Origin of the sequence: Pseudoalteromonas sp. S1650, assembly GCF_005887195.1 — a bacterium.
Classification (GTDB): Bacteria; Pseudomonadota; Gammaproteobacteria; order Enterobacterales; family Alteromonadaceae; genus Pseudoalteromonas; species Pseudoalteromonas simplex.
On record NZ_PNDF01000077.1, the window covers coordinates 47,047 to 64,016 of the forward strand.

Here is a 16,970-nt window from a genome sequence, read left to right on the forward strand (position 1 = left end):
TAGTCCCTTTTTCAGGTTCTATTTGACAGCATTTTTTGCTTTTTCGATGAAAATGCTCACAAATAAAAGCAATAAAGCCATCATTTAAAAAAACAATAATAGGTAGGTGAGAGGTTTTAAGAGCTAAGTAAACACACTTTGAGCTGCTATAAAATGCGTAAGCAAAGGGAGGGTTCTGCGAATAGTTATTTTAAGAAAGACTGTGTTACAAAGTAGGTGAGGATTAAATTAATTAAAAAAGTTGCCATCGCTCTTTGCGAGAATGGCAACAGGGAACTTTAGCTTATAAAAACACATAAGCAGCGGGGAGTAGCATACCGCTAATGACTAAAACTGAGCGGCTGCCCCATGGGCTATTTTTACCTTTGATCATAAACAAGCCGCTGATCGCTAAAAACAGCAGCAGCCCTGCAAAAATATCAGAAAAAATCACCCACGATTCGTTTGTCTCGTTTAAGTGTAAGCGGTTAAATGCTTGAAATACATGACGAGGCTCAATGGCTTCATAGTTTATGACATCTTGATTGAGTTTAAGGCTGAGGTTGTTACCGTTTTTTAAAAACACCTTAAACTCTTGCGGCGAAACCCAATAAGAGGCCTTTACCGGCTCGCTTACATCAGCATGGGAGATAATTTGCTCAATCAGCAACTCGTCATTATCTAATTGCCAAGTTTCATCGCTCACAGTGATTTGCTGGTGGCTTACTTTGTAGTTTGGGTTCCAATCATCTTTGTGGTTCACTGCAATGCCTGACAACGCAAAAATAATCACTAAACCAACACAAAAGTAACCAATATCGCGGTGCAAGTTTCTGTTTAACTTAAACCAGTTGATACCTCGTTTGTTACTCAATTATTTCAACTCCGCTCGGGACGAGCTGATAAATAGCCATTGCTTCAGTCACAGAGTTTGCATCAAAGCTTTCGCCAGCTTGCTGCGCTTTGTGAGCAAGTAGCGCTTTACTGCGGCCAAGGCTAAGCTGAATTTTATCGAGCTTACCAGTTACGATAGCTTTACTGCCTTTAGCCGTCATCGGGAATACCATGTCGCCATCTTCAACTTTGATACGTAAGTTTTCAAAGCGTTTGTCTGATGCGAGCGTCATCCAGCAACCACGTTTTTCGCAAACCCCAGTGATAGTCCCTTCCACGGTAATTGGACTTGCAAGGTAATCGTCTGGTGAGGCCATAACCGTCGAAATTTTAATGAGTTTGTCACTGTCGACTTGATTGCCAAATTGTAAGCTAAAGGCGTGTTGGCTAAAGCTTAAAAGCGCCAATGAAAATGCAATAAATGTTTTTGATTTTAGGAACATAGCGGTTGCTTCTTTAAAAAAATTAAGCCTTAGTTTAAGCGATTTACTTGTATGATAAAAGCTTAATGAGATTAAAAATGATTTGTAATTATATCAAACCTAGATCAATTGCTTTTAATGCTGCACGGGTTCTATCACGTACATCTAGCTTTCTGAGAATAAAAGACACTTGATTACGGATAGTCCCTTCAGACTTATAAAGTGCCTCGGCGATTTCACTATTTGAATAGCCTACAGCGATTAAATTGAGCACTCTAAGCTCGCTTTTACTTAATTTATCAGGAGTTGCTAAAGAAGTATCGGTTGTTTTAGTGGGCTTATTCAAAATTCGCTCGGTGATCGCAGGAGCTAGCGCTGAGCCACCTTTAGCAAGTGTTTCGATGGCGCTGACCAAGCGCTCTAAATTAATATCTTTTAACGCATAACCCTTAGCGCCATAGCGAATACATTCTAGCACTTGTTCACTATCATCAAAGGTCGTGAGTACCAGTACTGGTTGCCTCAGCTGTTGTGCTTGCATACTTTTCAGTACGCCAATACCGTCTAGAATAGGCATGCGAATATCAAGGAGTACAACATCAATAGAATGTTGCTTGAGCATCTCAAGAGCCGTTTGGCCATTGTCAGCCTCAGCCACGACTTGAATACTTGCTTTAAGGGCGAGTAAGCTTTTTAAGCCTTCTCTTAATAATGTTTGGTCATCAACGAGTAATACCCTAATCATTTTTTACGCCAAAGTATGTGGATTAAGTTTATGAGGTAACGTTGCAGCAATCGCAAACCCATTATTATTTTGTTCAAACTCGATTGCCCCTCGCACTAAAGCTAAGCGCTCTTGCATGCCTGTTAAGCCATTGCCTAAGTTCAGCTTGGGCATTTCGCCGCCGTTATCATAAATAGTGAGATGCACTGAATCAGCTTGGAGGTCTAAGCTTACCGACAGCTCGGTCGCATCACTGTGTTTAATACAATTCGTAATCGCTTCTTGCACAGTATGAAATAACGTTTGTGCCAATAACGTATCACTTATTTTTATATTTTCATCGTAATTGAGTGTGACATTTAAGCCTGTAACATGGCTGCACAGTGAATTAAGCGATGCATGTAAATCAATGGTTTGGTTTTCTCGCATTGACGAGACAGAGTCACGCACATCATTTAATAACAAGCGGGTAATTTGCTGTGCTTTAGTTATGTGTTTTGGTGCTTCATGATTAGCACAGTGATTGGCGACTTCTAAGTGAATACTGAGTCCTGTAAGGTGGTGGCCAAGGGTATCATGTAAATCTCTGGCAATACGAATACGTTCATCGCGAGTTGCGGTGTCGTTTAAAAGCGCTTGAGTTGCTTTCAATTCACGTAATAAATGGGCTGCTTGATCTTTGGCTTTACGCTCAGAAATAAGCCGAGTAGCAAAGCGATAGGCAAAGCTATTGTATAAAGTGAAAGCCAACCCGTTGAGCAATACAAATTGCTTATCAAAGCCATAGTGAAGCGTCAGCGCCATCAAAAAGGGCAGGCAAATGAGTAAATAGAGGCTGGCTTTGTTTGGCTCGTAATCGCTGAATTTAACTAAGAAGATGATCAATAGAATTGCAACAAAGCCAATATTAAATAGCCACATCAATAGCACAACATTAGCGATAGTGAAGTTCAAAATACGGGTTTGATAGTGCTTAAATCGTGATCTGAAAAACTCAAAATAAATTAAAAAAGCAAAAATGCTTATAAATAACACACTGATCAAAAACGTATTTATTGTACTAAAACTTAGCTGCGCCGACTCTGCTCTTTGCGACCAAGCGTGCAGAGTATAAATAAACACAAACCCCCAGGTGATTGCTGAGAGTATAAAATCGCTTCGATGTATCAACGTTTGCAAGAGTTTGTTCATACGCTTAGTTTAATCCGCAATTATTCGTTTATGTATATGACAAATGTCACGATTAAATATGTGACATTTGCAGCAAGTCAGTCCTAATGGTGAGGCGTTAAACTGCATTAAAACACCAATATAGGGACATTATCATGACCAAACATGAATTTCTGCGAAATAGTCTTTTTTCTTATCTGTTGATTGCAACTTATTGTTTAGCAGCATTATTTGTTGATGATGCCAAGGCCGATGAGCAATCACAGCAATGGCAAATGGAGGTCGGTGCTGCACAATTGGCTATTGATACAGCATGGCGAGATCACGATATTCAAACCATGGTCTTGCCATACTTCAACGCCCGAAAAGGCAACTGGCGCATAGGGCCTAAATATGGCTTAGTGCAATATGCCTTTTTACAAGGCGCAGAATTTGAAGCGTCAATGGGGCTTAGTCTCCGAGATGAAACCTACGATAGCAGTTTAATCTTTAGTGATGAGTTGTCGGATGATGAGGTTTTCACTGACTATAAAGACGGCAAAGGTGAGCTAACCTTCAGAACTCAGCTGCAATATAAACAGCTTTTTGTTCGTTTAGCGCAAGATATTTCGAATCACTCCGATGGACTTACGTTTCTTGCCCGCTATAACCTACCGATTTATGGCCAAGGATTAGGGTTACAGCTAAGTGCTGATCTCGGTTTTTATTGGCAAGATAAAAAATACACTCAATACCTGTATGGCATAGCTAATGGCAATATCGCCCCTGAGTTTGGCAGATATGAATATCAGCCAAGTGCAGCCCTTAACCCATTTACCTCGCTAAACCTGACTTATGTTTTTAATGAGCAGTGGTCTGTTTTTACGAGCTTGCGGTATGAGCAACTTGACTCAACTATCAAAAAAAGCCCGCTCGTGGGAGAAACTGCCAAGCAGCAATTCGCTGCAACTATAAATTATCGTTTTTAGAAAAAGGGATGAGCAATGAATTATCTACTGAGATTATGCATTTTACTCTTACTAACTGGTTGCAATAGCGCTGAAGAGGAAGTGTTTGACGAAGACGATTTATACCAAGGTGTCTATGAAAGTGACTATTATGTTTATAACTTTAGCGAGTACCCGGTTGATTTTTATATGATGAACCTACGAAACAACACACCAACAAGCGCAATTTATAAGGAGCAGAACTTCCAACAATCAATCGATGGCTACGGTGGTTTTGAAAAGCTTAACTTTAAGCGTTCTGTGGTCGGAAAGGTTGGCTTTGCAGCTTTTTATGATGCTGAAATAAAAGCTCATCTACAAAAGTGGGTTGTTAGTGATATAGCTAATTATGTGATCATTTATATGGATGGCGAAACGCTGAAACTGGCTTTTTTAGCACGCACTGAGGCTGTAGATAGTGGTGATTACCCTGTGGTTAGGCTGGTTAGTTTTATCGGCAATACGAACTACAGCTATAAACTTGCTAATAGTGAATTAACTGAAGCAACAGCAACAGCTTATATACCGTTAACTCATTGCGCTAGTGACTTACAAATTGCCGGTTTTGAATTTGATTTTTGTAACTTAGAGCAGCGTGGTTACTTAATTGTGCTGCTACCTAATGAGCAACTAGCAATCATCAAAGAGTAGTGCTTTATGACAATTTCGTGAATATTGTGATAATGTAACTTTTTATAGTTTCATTGCTATATAATGCCTTTTTTATTTGTATGATAAAGCTGGTTTTGAGCTTGGAGTTAGCATGGTTTCACGTCGAGAATTTTTAGTAGGGGCGGGCACATTAGCCTTTTTAGGATTATCAAAAAGTGCCATAGGTAAAGTGTCGTTAGGTGATTTAAAAACAACGGCTGTGGGCTTTGGTCCGTTAATTCCTGATCCAGATAAATTGCTCGACTTACCCGAGGGCTTTAGTTATCAAGTAGTTTCAAGCCTAGGTGAGAAAATGTCTGATGGGTTTACAGTACCGGACAAAGCTGATGGCATGGGCTGTCTAGCGCTTGGTAATGACCGCGTTGCATTAGTGCGAAACCATGAGCTCAAACCAAAAGATTTAGCGAAAGCTGAAGCAAGTATTGCCAACCATAAAACGCCCCTGGCTTTTGATACTAACAGTGACGGTGTGGCGTTACCGGGTGGCACAAGTCATATCGTTTATAACTTAAAAACCCATCAAAAAGAGCAAGAATACTTGTCATTGGTCGGCACTATTCGTAACTGTTCTGGCGGTATTACGCCATGGGGCACCTGGCTTACGTGCGAAGAAACCACAGATACCAAAGCCGATGGATTTAACCAAGATCATGGTTATATTTTTGAAGTACCCGCAAATAGTAAAGGCTTAATTAAACCTGAGCCATTAAAAGCCATGGGTCGATTTAACCACGAAGCGGCTGCCGTTGATCCGCGTACGGGCATTGTTTATTTAACTGAAGATAAAGGTGATAGCGTCTTTTATCGTTTTATTCCAAATGAATATGGCAAGCTGCATAAAGGCGGGCAATTACAAGCTATGGTGGTAAAAGGTAAGCCACAATTCGATAGCCGTAACTGGAATAATAAAGCCATGGGGCTACATCAAGAGCTTGAGGTTGAGTGGGTCAATCTAGATAACCCTGAAAGCCCGAAAGACGACCTACGCCTACGCGGCTACAAACAAGGTGCAGCATTGTTTGCTCGCGGTGAAGGTATTCACTGGGGTGATAAAGAGCTTTATTTTTGCTGTACCAATGGTGGTAAAAAACAACTTGGTCAGGTTATGAAATATCAGCCATCAGAATTTGAGGGCACAGATAAAGAAGCACAGCAACCTGGTAAGATCTCGTTGTTTGTAGAAAGTACTAGCAAAACTCTCTACAACTTTGGCGATAACCTAACCGTGTCACCTAATGGTCACTTAATTGTTTGTGAAGACCAATACACCGATGTGGTTGATAATCATCTTCGTGGTGTGACACCCCAAGGCCAAGTTTATAATTTTGCCCGCTTAGTGGCGCAAACCGAGCTGGCTGGTGCCTGTTTTTCACCCGATGGTAGCACTTTGTTTGTGAACGTTTACTCACCTTCAAAAACACTTGCTATAACAGGCCCATGGCATCAATTTAGTGTTTAATTAAAGTCTATTTTAAATAGCCACTGCGAGGTGGCTTATTTTGTATCACGAAAATTTATGTTCCTCTTTTTATAATCAGCTGTTCTAGTTAGAATCACTTTGTTTCACAGGAAAATAATAATAAAACGAAAACGGAGTTGATATGTCTGTTACTGAGCAGAGTCGAGAGCAAGTTAAAGCAAAACTAGTTAAGCAAAGTCCACTTGCAGCCGCAATCGGCGTAGCGTGCTGGAGTATCCCAATCATTATTTTATGGATCACAGTATTTTCAATTAAAAGTGCTATTGGGCCAGTAATGTTAGTGATTAGCGGCGTACTCGTTGGCCTAGCCGTTCGTATTCATGGGCGTGGCTATGATCGTATCTTTTCAGTTATTTCACTTATTGCATACCTATCTGTAATCGCTGTTGCGCTCAGTTCAGAGGTTTTGATCAGCGGTACATTGTCTTTATCAATTTATGCTTTGTTATTTGCACTTGGCTGTTGGTCAGCAGCATTTATTGCACGTAAAAGCATTCCATTTATTGACCATAAGTTATTTGCTGAGGTGTATGAATCGGGGGAGCTGGCAGGGTATAAAAAAATTAAAAATCATTGGTTGGTAGTATTACCGAGTACCCTAATTGCTACATCATGTTTGAGTTTTGCAGGCGCCGTTGGTGCATTTGCTCACCAGCAGTATTTGTTTGTTGAAAAACAGGTGGAGCAAGAGCAACATCAAGCAGCTAAGTTTAGAGCAAAACATATTCCAACAGATGATGAGTTTCTTGCAACCTTGTCTGACAAAAAAGCATTTAGCTATGCTTTTGCCTACTATTCGGGTCGTTACTTTGATGAGCGAGGCGTTTATCAGGGGAATTTTCCACAAGATACATTTAAATCAGAAACTATTTTACGTTATCTCGTTGAACATAAAAATGAACCTAGAGCGCAATTTATTCTGGGAAGAATGCTTGCTTTTGAGCGTGGTGAAGCACTCATGGCAAGCTCAAGGCAGAGCGGTGATCAGTTCGCTCGGCTATATGACATTTATCAATTCGGTTGCCATATAGATGCAAAGCAAGGACGTACGCTATTGCAAAGCTTTAAAAAACTCGTAACAGAGCAGTCGGTGATCATCGATATTCAGCAAATGCAGAGTAATGATTTTCGTGATTATTGCGACATTCTAGATGACACCGAATTTGATTACCGTTATATCCGTGATTACAAAAGCTAATCCCCAAGGTCACTAATTATTAGTAACGGAAAGTTCTTTGCTGAGCGGGGCTGCCAATCTGCAAACTCAATATTACTCACATTCAGTGTATTGAGTGCTTTTTTTGAGTAGCTCCAGCCTCTGGCTTTTTGTGCCACAGCTGCACGTTTTAGCTCTTTAGATAAACCAATCGTTAGCAAGTCATGATTAACTCCGCGTTTTGCATAAAAGGCTTTTTCACGAGCCATGGCTTTTGCGATTATTTCATCGTATTGAGTGCGCAAAGCCTGCCACTTGGTTGTTTTTTCTGGCTCTTTTAAATGGCTTACCATGGCATCAATATCGCTATCTCGCCAGCGAGCTGAAGCGGCATCGCCGTGCCAACCGACAATGGCGTTCTTAGCTATGGTGGTAGGGTTTCCTGCAAGTAATACGTAATTAGCACACGACGAAAAGCAAAATTGTTTTACATGAACTTTTAAATTATGCGCCAAAATCAATTCGGCGAGATCCATACCTAAATCAATGTTTCCGCCACCACTGGTGATTTGTATGCTGTTTATGTTTTGCTGCTCAGCCAAAAGCTGTGCAACATGTTGATTGTTTTTGGCATTAATTTCGCCTTGATAAATAATGCGCTGCTCGCTCAGTGACACACCGGCAAAGCTTAACCAAGGGATGATTAAAAATAGACTAAAAAATACACGTAACATAAAACGCTAACCTTATAAATTATATGATAATTCTATCATGCTTTTAGGGTTTTTTAGCGGCTTTTTTGGCGCTGACTTTAGCGGCATGTTTAGCTATCCACTTAGTCATTTTTTTCATTAAAGCGGGCGGAAAATCATGGCCCATTCCGGGCACGACTCTTAACTTACTGCGCTTTATTAACAGGGCGGTGTTGATACCCGCAGACAGCGGCATAACAGGATCAGCACTGCCGTGAATTACTAACGTGGGCGCTTTAATCTTTTTTAGTAATTGCTCGCGATAAGGCGTTGCGGCAATGGCTGCAAGCTGACGTTTAAAGCCTGTTTGATTTGTGTGGGCCCGCTCAATATAGCGTTCAGCGTTGGCGTATAAAGCGTGTTCATCTTGTGGGTAGGCTGGGCTGCCAATGAGTTGGTTGAGCCTAACATTGTAGTCAATAGCGGCTTCTTTATTACTGCTTCGGGGGCGTATTTTTGCGAGCTTTACCAACAGGTTAATGTTTGAACCCGAAAACGATAACGGCGAGCTACTCGACATAATTGAAGTTAAGCTCAGTACACGTTTTTTATACTTTGCCGCGGCAATTTGCGCAATCATGCCACCCATCGACGCCCCCACTAAGTGCGCTTTTTTGATAGCCAGTGCATCCATTAATTCTTTTACATCGCGAGCCATGTCATCGAGCGAATAGGGCAGCTTTGCGCGAATGGGTAATCGGCGGCTAAGCCAATGCTTTACTAGACTCGGCTTGCCTAACTCATCTAACGATGAGGATAGCCCTGCATCACGATTATCAAAACGAATAACCCGAAAGCCTTTTTCGACCAAGCCAAAATATAGCGACTCTGGCCAAACGGTAAATTGAGCACCTAAGCCAATAATTAAGATGATCACCGGCGCATTTTTATCGCCTTCATCTTGATAACTAATACAGATACCGCTGGCTGTAAGGATATGTTCCATAGACTGACAAATAGGCTTACGCAGGTACCATCAGCTTAATGTGTGAAGTTGGCAATTTAGTGACAGTAAAAAGAATACTGATAATAGGAGCAGTAATAGGGACGGTAAGAAAAATAGACAGCATATGACTACATGCTGTCTATTTTCAGGGAGTTTACTTAGAAGTAAGCGGTAACGCCAATCCAGAAGTTACGGCCTTTATCTTTAACGTTGTAGTCGTCTGTGAATGTAACTTCGCTAACTACACCGCGACCTGTTAGGTATTCGTACTCACCATCGCCATTTAGGTCGGTATAGCTTGTGCTATAAGAGGTGAAATCTTCGTCTAATAGGTTGTTTACACGGGCATTGATTTGCACGTACTCATTTACATAAAACTGCGCACCTAAATTAAGTAGGTTGTAGTTTTTGTAATACAGCGCTTTATCGTGCACGTTATCCCAACCGCGGTAACGGTCTGAACGATATACACCTTGTAGGTATAAGTTCATAAAGTCTGTCGCTTCCCAGTTTAGGGTAAGGTTTGCCATGTGCTCAGCTGAGTTAGTTAATGGTTGACCTTGTTCAGGACCGCTCTTTTGTTCGCTATCAGTCCAGGTGTAGTTACCGTTAACAGACACTGTTTTAGTGATTGTGTATTGACCAGCAATTTCAACACCTTGAAGGTCTACTTCGTCGATATTGATCTTTTGGCTGTAGCTATCGTAGCCAAGCTGATCATATTGACCTAGGTTCACACATGGACGTACGTCGTTAGTTTGTTCACAGCTTAAAATTGTATCGCCGCTGGCAATTTTGTCTTCAAACTTGGTGTTGTAGTAAGTCACGTTAATGTTGTGATCGCCATCAAGTGAAGTCCAGTAAAGTGCAACTTCTGAGTTAACACTGGTTTCTGGTTCTAATTCAGGGTTACCTGCAAATGGGCTTGTGCCTTGGCCACCAAACCCGGTGATCCCGTCATAAAGGTCAGTTGTTTTTGGTGTTTTGTAACCTGTACTTACACCACCTTTTAAGGTCCAAGTGTCAGATAAGTTATATACACCGTAAACACGAGGTGATACTTGGCTACCAAATACATCGTGGTCATCGTAACGAGCACCAAGTGTAAAGGTGAAGTTATCAGTTGCCATCCAGTTATCTTCGGCAAAGATTGAGTACATGTTTTGCTCTTGTACTTTGCCAGCTTGATCACTTTCAAGACCAAATACACCGTCTTTTAATTCACCGTCGATAAGCTGGCCACCAATTGCTAGGTTATGGCTGCCAAAGCGCCCCTCGATTGGAATATCAAAACGTAAGTCATAGGTATATTGGCTGCTTTCAAGTGGGCGAGCAGGGCGTGGTAAGAATGTTTCTTCAGCTAAGTCTTTACGTGCTTGCTCGTCCATTCCTTCGTATTCGCCAGTACCATCGTACATAGCTTGCAGCTCTAATCGCTCGCTTACACTCAGTGGTAAAGTACGGCCATTGTTTTGCGTATCAACATAAGACACAGAGGCTTTTACCGTTGCCCAGTTAAGATCGCCATCATAACTGAGTGACCACCATTCACGGTCAAACTCTTGGTCTGCCGCGTAACCTGCGCGCGGGTTTACTTGGCCGCGGCGATCTTGCCAAATTGATTCAATGTTATCTTTAGTACCAAGTGGGTAAGTAATGGTGCCTGATTCAATGTCGTAGCTAGGTGTGTTGTCGTACACTTGGCTTGAATTGTCATAATCAAAACGTAAATGATGAGATTCAAACGGGGTATAAGTTAACGTAAAACCATACTGCTCATTTGTGTTATCAACGGTACGACCGCCACTGCCAAAGCCTAATGAACGAGTATGTACAACACCGTTAGGATCGGTCGCAGGTTCAAATGTTGGCGATGATGCTTGTTGTTCGTAAACACTGCCGCGCACTCCTAAACTTAATACGTCTTTAATTAGCGGGCCCATCACACTAAAGTCAGTGGTAATGTCATCACCAAAATCATCGTTTTGCTGTAGTGAACGGCTAAAAGATACTGCACCACTCCAGCTGTCAGTGTGCTTTTTAGTGATGATATTGATTACACCACCCAGCGCATCTGCACCATAAAGTGTTGATGCAGGACCGCGAATTACTTCAACTCGCTCAATCGCATCAACCGGTGGTACGTGGTTAAACGCGTTGCCACCAAAATTGTTTGGGTAAATGTCGCCATGGTTATTTTGGCGTTTACCATCAATTAGTAACAGGGTGTATTCACCTGTTAAACCACGCATACTCACACTGCCTTGGCCCGTTTTATCACGAGTTGTGCCAATGTCGATACCTTCTAAATACTGCACAGCATCAAGTACTGAGGTGAAGGCATGAGACTTAATATCTTCATTGGTGATAATTGAAATACTTGCAGGTGCTTCGGTAACTTTTTGCTCAAAACCTGTTGCAGTGATTACTAAGCGTTCCATATCTTGTTTCGGCTTAGCGTCATCAGCAAAGGCTGAAAAATGTGTTGCTATGGCAAGTGCCAGTAAGCTTGGTTTTATTGATTTCATTGTAGGGTTCCAGTTCTTTTTGTAGGTTATCCCTTTGAGGGACGCTGCGTATAGTACAGAAATGAAAAATACAATCAATAATTATTCTTATTTAGATTAATCTTTTTCAAGTTGCATTTACAGTTATTACAACTTTTTTCTATTTATGTTTTTGTTGATTAGTAAAATAAGATGATTAAAGCGAAGTCAATTTACAATCTTAAAGCCTGTTAATGTATAGTGCTTCCATCATCACCATAAAAATTAAAATAATGAATTCAGACATCTCTTTAGCGCGCTTTAAGCAGTTTCCTGTGCTTATGTGGATCTTCTTATTTGGCTCGTTTATTACCCGTGGCAGCTATTACATGGTATGGCCATTTCTCGCGGTGATTTTGTACGAAAAGTTTGCTTTATCGGCAACAGAAGTCGGGTTGGTACTTACCAGTGCTGCGGTGATTTCGGTGTTTACCAGTTTTATTGGCAGTAGCCTATCCGATAAAGTGGGCCGGCATACGCTGATGTACATTACCGGCGTGCTGTATATCATTTCTTTCTCGCTGTTGGCTGAGGTAGAAACCGTGGCCGGTTATGTGATTGTGATGACCTTATGCTCGATTGCGACTGCGCTTTGGCGACCATTAACCAGTGCGGCAATTGGCGATATTATTGATGATGCACAAACTCGTGAGCTGGCCATGCAGTCGCTGTACTTTATTGTTAATGTGGGCTGTGCGGTGGGCCCATTAGCTGGGGTATGGCTAGGTTTAACCGGTGAGCAGTCGAGCTTTTATATTACCGCAGGGGCATTTGCTATTTTATTAGTGCTGCTTGTTTGGGGCTTTAATTTTAGTGATAAAGCCGCCAAAAGTACTGCCGCAATCGACGAGCCTGAAGAGAAAAAACCAGCTGTACAAGGCAAGCAAATCTTACGTATTCTATTTGCAGATAAGCTGCTGCAGTGTTTAATTTTAGCCAATATTATGTGCATGTTTATTTATGCGCAAATGGATAGTTCACTCATACAATACTTAACTCGTGCAGAGGCTCCCGACCTACTTGCATTGATTTCTGCGCTTATTTTTACCAATGCGTTAGTGATCATTTCAAGTCAATTTCTGCTGTTAAAAATGATGGCGCGATTTAGCCTAACGGTGCGCATTCAAATTGGCTTGGTGCTATTGATGGTGTCACAGTTTTGGCTAGCACTTAATCCAATCGATTTATTCTGGGGTTGGATTGGTGCGATAGTGGTGATGAGTTTGGCCGAAACCATTTTGTTTCCGACGATGAACGTTCACCTTGATAGGCTGGCGCCTTCTCATCTTCGTGGTGCCTACTTTGGCGCAGCTTCGTTTTATGATTTAGGGTTTGCTTTAGCGCCACTCGGAGGTGGTTTAATTTTAGATTATTACAATGGCCCAACCTTGTTCTTTGTAGCAGGAGGGCTTTGCGTTGTGGTGATTTATTTATACGCCATACTCGAAAAGTTACCCAGACCCGATTTTGCAAACCCGTCATAACCTTTAAAAAGCCCCTTTATGGGGCTTTTTATGGTTTAAACAATTAATGACAGCGATATCAATTTACGTATTTTTTCCGAGATATTAGTTTGTAGTATCGGCTTATAATGTTAAAAAATTGTTTACCATACTAATAAGAACTCAATGAACGCACTTCACTCTTTGTGCAAACGCTCGCTATTATGCTCGGCTGTATTGCTAACACTTGCTGCTTGCGGCTCAGGCTCAGATGAAAAACAAACAACAACACCGCCTGTAACCGAAACACCACAAAATCAAGCGCCGCAAATCAGCGGTCAATCACAGACTTTACGTGTTGGTGAAACCTTGAGTTTTAGCCCTGAAGTCTCTGATCCAGATAATGACCCTCTTACTTTGTCTGTAACAAACTTACCAAGTTGGCTAAGTTTTAATGAAGCCTCAGCAAGTATCAGTGGCACGCCTGAGCAAGCAGGTAAGTATGCAAACATTGAGTTTACGGTCACTGATGGGCAGCTGTCTGCCCAGCTTTTGATTGATATTAATGTAGAAGCCAAGCTTGTCGAAAATACGCCGCCAACGCTCACGTCTACACCATCGGATAGCAATGAAGGCCAAGCTTATACTTACCAGCTAACATTTACTGATGCACAAAATGACACTGTGGTAATAAGTGAAGTTAGTAAACCTGATTGGCTTAGCTTTGATGCGACTAACCTCAGTTTTAGCGGCACGCCCTTGTTTGCGAATACGGGCGAACAGCAAATTCGTTTTCGTTATTCAGATGGCGAAGTGACGCAGCAGGCAGAGCAAACATTTAACATCGCTGCCAGAGCAAACTCAGCGCCAGTGGTTTCTCCACTGAGTAGTGAAGGGCGTGCTGAGCAGGCATTGAGTGTGCAGTTAGTCAGCAACGATGCAGACAACGATGATGTGAGCTTAACCGTAACAGGGTTGCCAACGTGGCTAAGTTTTGATGAGCAAACTAGCATCTTATCTGGCACCGCGAGTAATGAAGATCTTGGTGAACATAAATTCACAATCACTGCCTCTGACTCACGTGTACAAGCAAGCTTCGAGTTTGTGTTAAACATTACTCAAAGCTATGTAGCTGAGGCACTCGAAACGGGTAATGCGCTAGTTGTGCCAAACAGTGAATTGCTACTTGATGCGACACTTAATGAAATTGATATCCACAAAGCGCGCTTTCAAAGCATTAAAAATAGCTTATTTGGGTTTGGCTCAAGCTCCACCCTTGATGAATTAAGCTGGTATCCAACCTGGGATGCAACGCTATTAAATGCCACGTATCCATTCAATGAGCCGGTACTACTTACCAACAATAGTTGGCAAGATGGCTACGAGACAAAAATTAGAAATCTTGCTGTAGTCGGGACTAGTGATGGTGAGCAAGGCCGTTACTTGGTATTTGGTAGTAATCCTTATCGAAATACCATTAACGAGCAAATGACTCAGTTTTTGAAAAACAGCACCACATGGTTAGCTGGCAGAGAAATAACCGCAGAGCAGCCACTCAAACTTGTATTAGCACAACTAGATCAAAGCTATTACTTTCAAGATAGGATCAAAACGCGAGAGTGGTTTGATAGTCAATATGAAGGCATGGTGAGCTATAACGACAATGCAAGTTGTGACAACGACGCTTTAGCGGCGTGTTTAACATCTGACACGGATATCCTGATTATCTCTCAGCATGAGCGTGAAGGATTAAATATTGATAATGTTGTGGCTGCAGTAAAGCAAGCGCAAGAAAACGATATAGCAGTGATCTATATTCAGCGTGATGGTAGTCAAACGGCATTAGGTAAAGCGCTATTTGAATTACTCCATGTGAGCGTTGCAGGTGATAACTACTGGCACCGATTAGAACTGGCAAATTGGAACCCAATTGCTATCAACGACAGCTTGCCAACTGATGCGCAAACTATTAAAGACTTACTTAGCCGCTTTAAAAGCAGCGAATTTAGTGTTGATTTAAGTGCTTGCGATAATCGAAGCTGTCCAGCTGAAAGCCAATATCAGCAACAGTTTAGTGATGCGGCAACGATCATTAATTCGGTGTTTAGAGGTTTTGACCAAGCTAAAACAGATATCTTTACTGAGCAAGGCTATCGCTTTTATCAGTTACTAGCGCTGCTTGCAGATCATTATCGCCAAGTAGTGAGCTTCCCGATGGATAAACTAAGCACCGAGAATACAAGCTTCTTTCGTGCCCTGTTTACTGATCATGCGGTATTAAATATACGTAAAGTTAACCCACTTCAAGTTGATATGGGGAATTTCAGCCGTAGTGATTTTAGTCATGTAACACCTAAAACCGTCACCGTGAATATGCAGAGTAAGGCGTATTTTCGCTCAACGGGTGTGTATGCCTTGCCGGGTCAAACATTTGCTATCAAACGCACCGATAATCAAGCAGTGAATACCAAGGTGTTTATTAATACTCTGCGCGATGGCGCAACACATTACATGAGCAGCAATGGCTATAATCGACCCGCTAAATTGCAGTCGGTTCATGTCCCTATAGAGACAAATGAAACGGTCTATTTTACGTCACCTTATGGTGGGCCAATTCAAATTGAGTTTGATCAAAATGATTTAGATGTCAGCTTTGAATTTAGCAATGTAGGTGAGCACCCGTATTGGCGTAGCAGCAGTGATGATGAGCGCTTTGCTGAGTTGCTTGAAAAAGGGGATTATGATTGGGCTGAGGTGGCAACCGGTGGTTTTGAGGTGCATTCAAATCTCGAGAAAATGCGTATTTCAATTAACGATGGTTATTGGCCTGTAGCGTCTGACTTCGCCCATGCTGTAGAGCGTTATACCCATAACTATCCGCATGTACTTGCTGGTTTCAAAGGGCCGGGCATCGATGTGGTTAGCGAAATTCATGACTTTGCGAGTGAACGCAATATTGAAGTACAAACAATTGATATTGTAAAACATATGAATGCTGACCAGCCGACCTGTGGTTGGGGCTGTTCGGGCAATCCGTATGACGCAGGTTGGAATTTTAATCCAACAGGGCATGGCGATATCCATGAGTTAGGGCATGGTCTTGAGAAAGGGCGCTTCCGTATCGAAGGGTTTGGTGGTCATTCAAATACCAACTTTTACTCCTACTACAGTAAGTCGAAGTTTGAAGATGAAACCGGCTTTTCGGCATCGTGCCAAAACTTGCCATTCGAGAACTTGTTCGATCATTTACAAGCCAGTAAACAAAGCGCAGACGCATTTGCTTATATGCAAGATTTAGCGATGTCAGAGTGGTCGCAAAGTCACGCTATTTATTTACAAATTATGATGGCCGCACAGGCACACAATAAGCTTGAAAACGGCTGGCATTTATACCCTCGCTTACACATTTTGGAGCGTGCGTTTAATCTAGCTGATAACAGCGAGACTAATTGGCAGGCACAAAAAGATACACTTGGCTTTTCAAGCTACAGCTTGTCAGAGGCACAAAGCATAGGCAACAATGATTGGCTCCTAATAGCACTTTCAGAAGCAACCGAGCTCGATTTGAGCAACTACTTCAGCATGTGGGGCATGGCAACGTCAGACAAAGCAAAACAGCAGGTTAAAGCGAAAAACTACACGGTATTAGGTGATGTTTACTATGCCTCATCTGCCACCGGCTATTGTACGACGTTAAATCAAACAGAAGTTGCAATTGATGGGACGCAAAGCTGGCCTGAATAATACACCGCGTTGTTAAGTTGATTGGTATTCGTATTTAAAACGCCAGCGAAATATTTC

The 16,970-nt window shown here is 41.9% G+C and carries 13 protein-coding genes; 6 read left to right on the forward strand and 7 right to left on the reverse strand.

The window, feature by feature from the left end:
• Positions 1-283 precede the first annotated feature (283 nt).
• The 4 genes from CWB80_RS19170 to CWB80_RS19185 all read right to left on the reverse strand — a co-directional run bounded on the left by CWB80_RS19170 (position 284) and on the right by CWB80_RS19185 (position 2,940).
• Positions 284-853 (reverse strand): PepSY-associated TM helix domain-containing protein, encoded by a 570-nt coding sequence (locus CWB80_RS19170; protein ID WP_138599903.1) that lies wholly within the window; start codon positions 851-853, stop codon positions 284-286.
• Complete coding sequence (locus CWB80_RS19175; RefSeq protein ID WP_138599904.1) at positions 846-1,316, reverse strand: DUF4920 domain-containing protein; 471 nt, start codon at positions 1,314-1,316, stop codon at positions 846-848. Before CWB80_RS19175 ends, CWB80_RS19170 begins: the two co-directional genes overlap by 8 nt.
• Positions 1,317-1,404: 88 nt before the next feature.
• On the reverse strand, positions 1,405-2,040 hold the full coding sequence (locus CWB80_RS19180) for a response regulator (RefSeq protein WP_138599905.1): 636 nt from the start codon (positions 2,038-2,040) through the stop codon (positions 1,405-1,407).
• A 3-nt stretch (positions 2,041-2,043) separates the two neighbouring features.
• Complete coding sequence (locus CWB80_RS19185; protein ID WP_171041559.1) at positions 2,044-2,940, reverse strand: sensor histidine kinase; 897 nt, start codon at positions 2,938-2,940, stop codon at positions 2,044-2,046.
• A gap of 404 nt (positions 2,941-3,344) precedes the next feature.
• On the opposite strand from CWB80_RS19185, the gene CWB80_RS19190 reads away from it, so the two are divergent.
• The 4 genes from CWB80_RS19190 to CWB80_RS19205 all read left to right on the forward strand — a co-directional run bounded on the left by CWB80_RS19190 (position 3,345) and on the right by CWB80_RS19205 (position 7,525).
• Positions 3,345-4,157 (forward strand): MipA/OmpV family protein, encoded by an 813-nt coding sequence (locus CWB80_RS19190; RefSeq protein WP_138599907.1) that lies wholly within the window; start codon positions 3,345-3,347, stop codon positions 4,155-4,157.
• Between the two features lie 15 nt (positions 4,158-4,172).
• Positions 4,173-4,826: a hypothetical protein gene (locus CWB80_RS19195; RefSeq protein ID WP_054551859.1), complete on the forward strand. Its 654-nt coding sequence runs from the start codon at positions 4,173-4,175 to the stop codon at positions 4,824-4,826.
• A 112-nt stretch (positions 4,827-4,938) separates the two neighbouring features.
• Positions 4,939-6,306, forward strand: coding sequence for an alkaline phosphatase PhoX (locus CWB80_RS19200; protein WP_138599908.1), 1,368 nt, complete (start codon positions 4,939-4,941; stop codon positions 6,304-6,306).
• A 142-nt stretch (positions 6,307-6,448) separates the two neighbouring features.
• Complete coding sequence (locus CWB80_RS19205; protein ID WP_138599909.1) at positions 6,449-7,525, forward strand: hypothetical protein; 1,077 nt, start codon at positions 6,449-6,451, stop codon at positions 7,523-7,525.
• On the opposite strand, the gene CWB80_RS19210 is transcribed toward CWB80_RS19205, so the two are convergent.
• The 3 genes from CWB80_RS19210 to CWB80_RS19220 form a co-directional block, all read right to left on the reverse strand.
• Complete coding sequence (locus CWB80_RS19210; RefSeq protein WP_138599910.1) at positions 7,522-8,217, reverse strand: ATP-dependent Clp protease proteolytic subunit; 696 nt, start codon at positions 8,215-8,217, stop codon at positions 7,522-7,524. The two genes, CWB80_RS19205 and CWB80_RS19210, sit on opposite strands and share 4 nt — an antisense overlap.
• Before the next feature lie 43 nt (positions 8,218-8,260).
• The gene (locus CWB80_RS19215) at positions 8,261-9,181 is read right to left on the reverse strand and encodes an alpha/beta fold hydrolase (protein WP_054551855.1); all 921 of its coding nucleotides are present in this window, start codon (positions 9,179-9,181) and stop codon (positions 8,261-8,263) included.
• Between the two features lie 158 nt (positions 9,182-9,339).
• Positions 9,340-11,709, reverse strand: a complete 2,370-nt coding sequence (locus tag CWB80_RS19220; protein ID WP_054551854.1) for a TonB-dependent receptor domain-containing protein — start codon at positions 11,707-11,709, stop codon at positions 9,340-9,342.
• A 251-nt stretch (positions 11,710-11,960) separates the two neighbouring features.
• Here CWB80_RS19220 and CWB80_RS19225 point away from each other — a divergent pair, with 251 nt between their 5' ends.
• Together CWB80_RS19225 and CWB80_RS19230 are read left to right on the forward strand one after the other, a co-directional pair.
• Complete coding sequence (locus tag CWB80_RS19225; protein WP_138599911.1) at positions 11,961-13,211, forward strand: MFS transporter; 1,251 nt, start codon at positions 11,961-11,963, stop codon at positions 13,209-13,211.
• Positions 13,212-13,355: 144 nt separating this feature from the next.
• Positions 13,356-16,913: an ImpA family metalloprotease gene (locus CWB80_RS19230; RefSeq protein WP_138599912.1), complete on the forward strand. Its 3,558-nt coding sequence runs from the start codon at positions 13,356-13,358 to the stop codon at positions 16,911-16,913.
• The last annotated feature ends 57 nt before the right edge of the window (positions 16,914-16,970 follow it).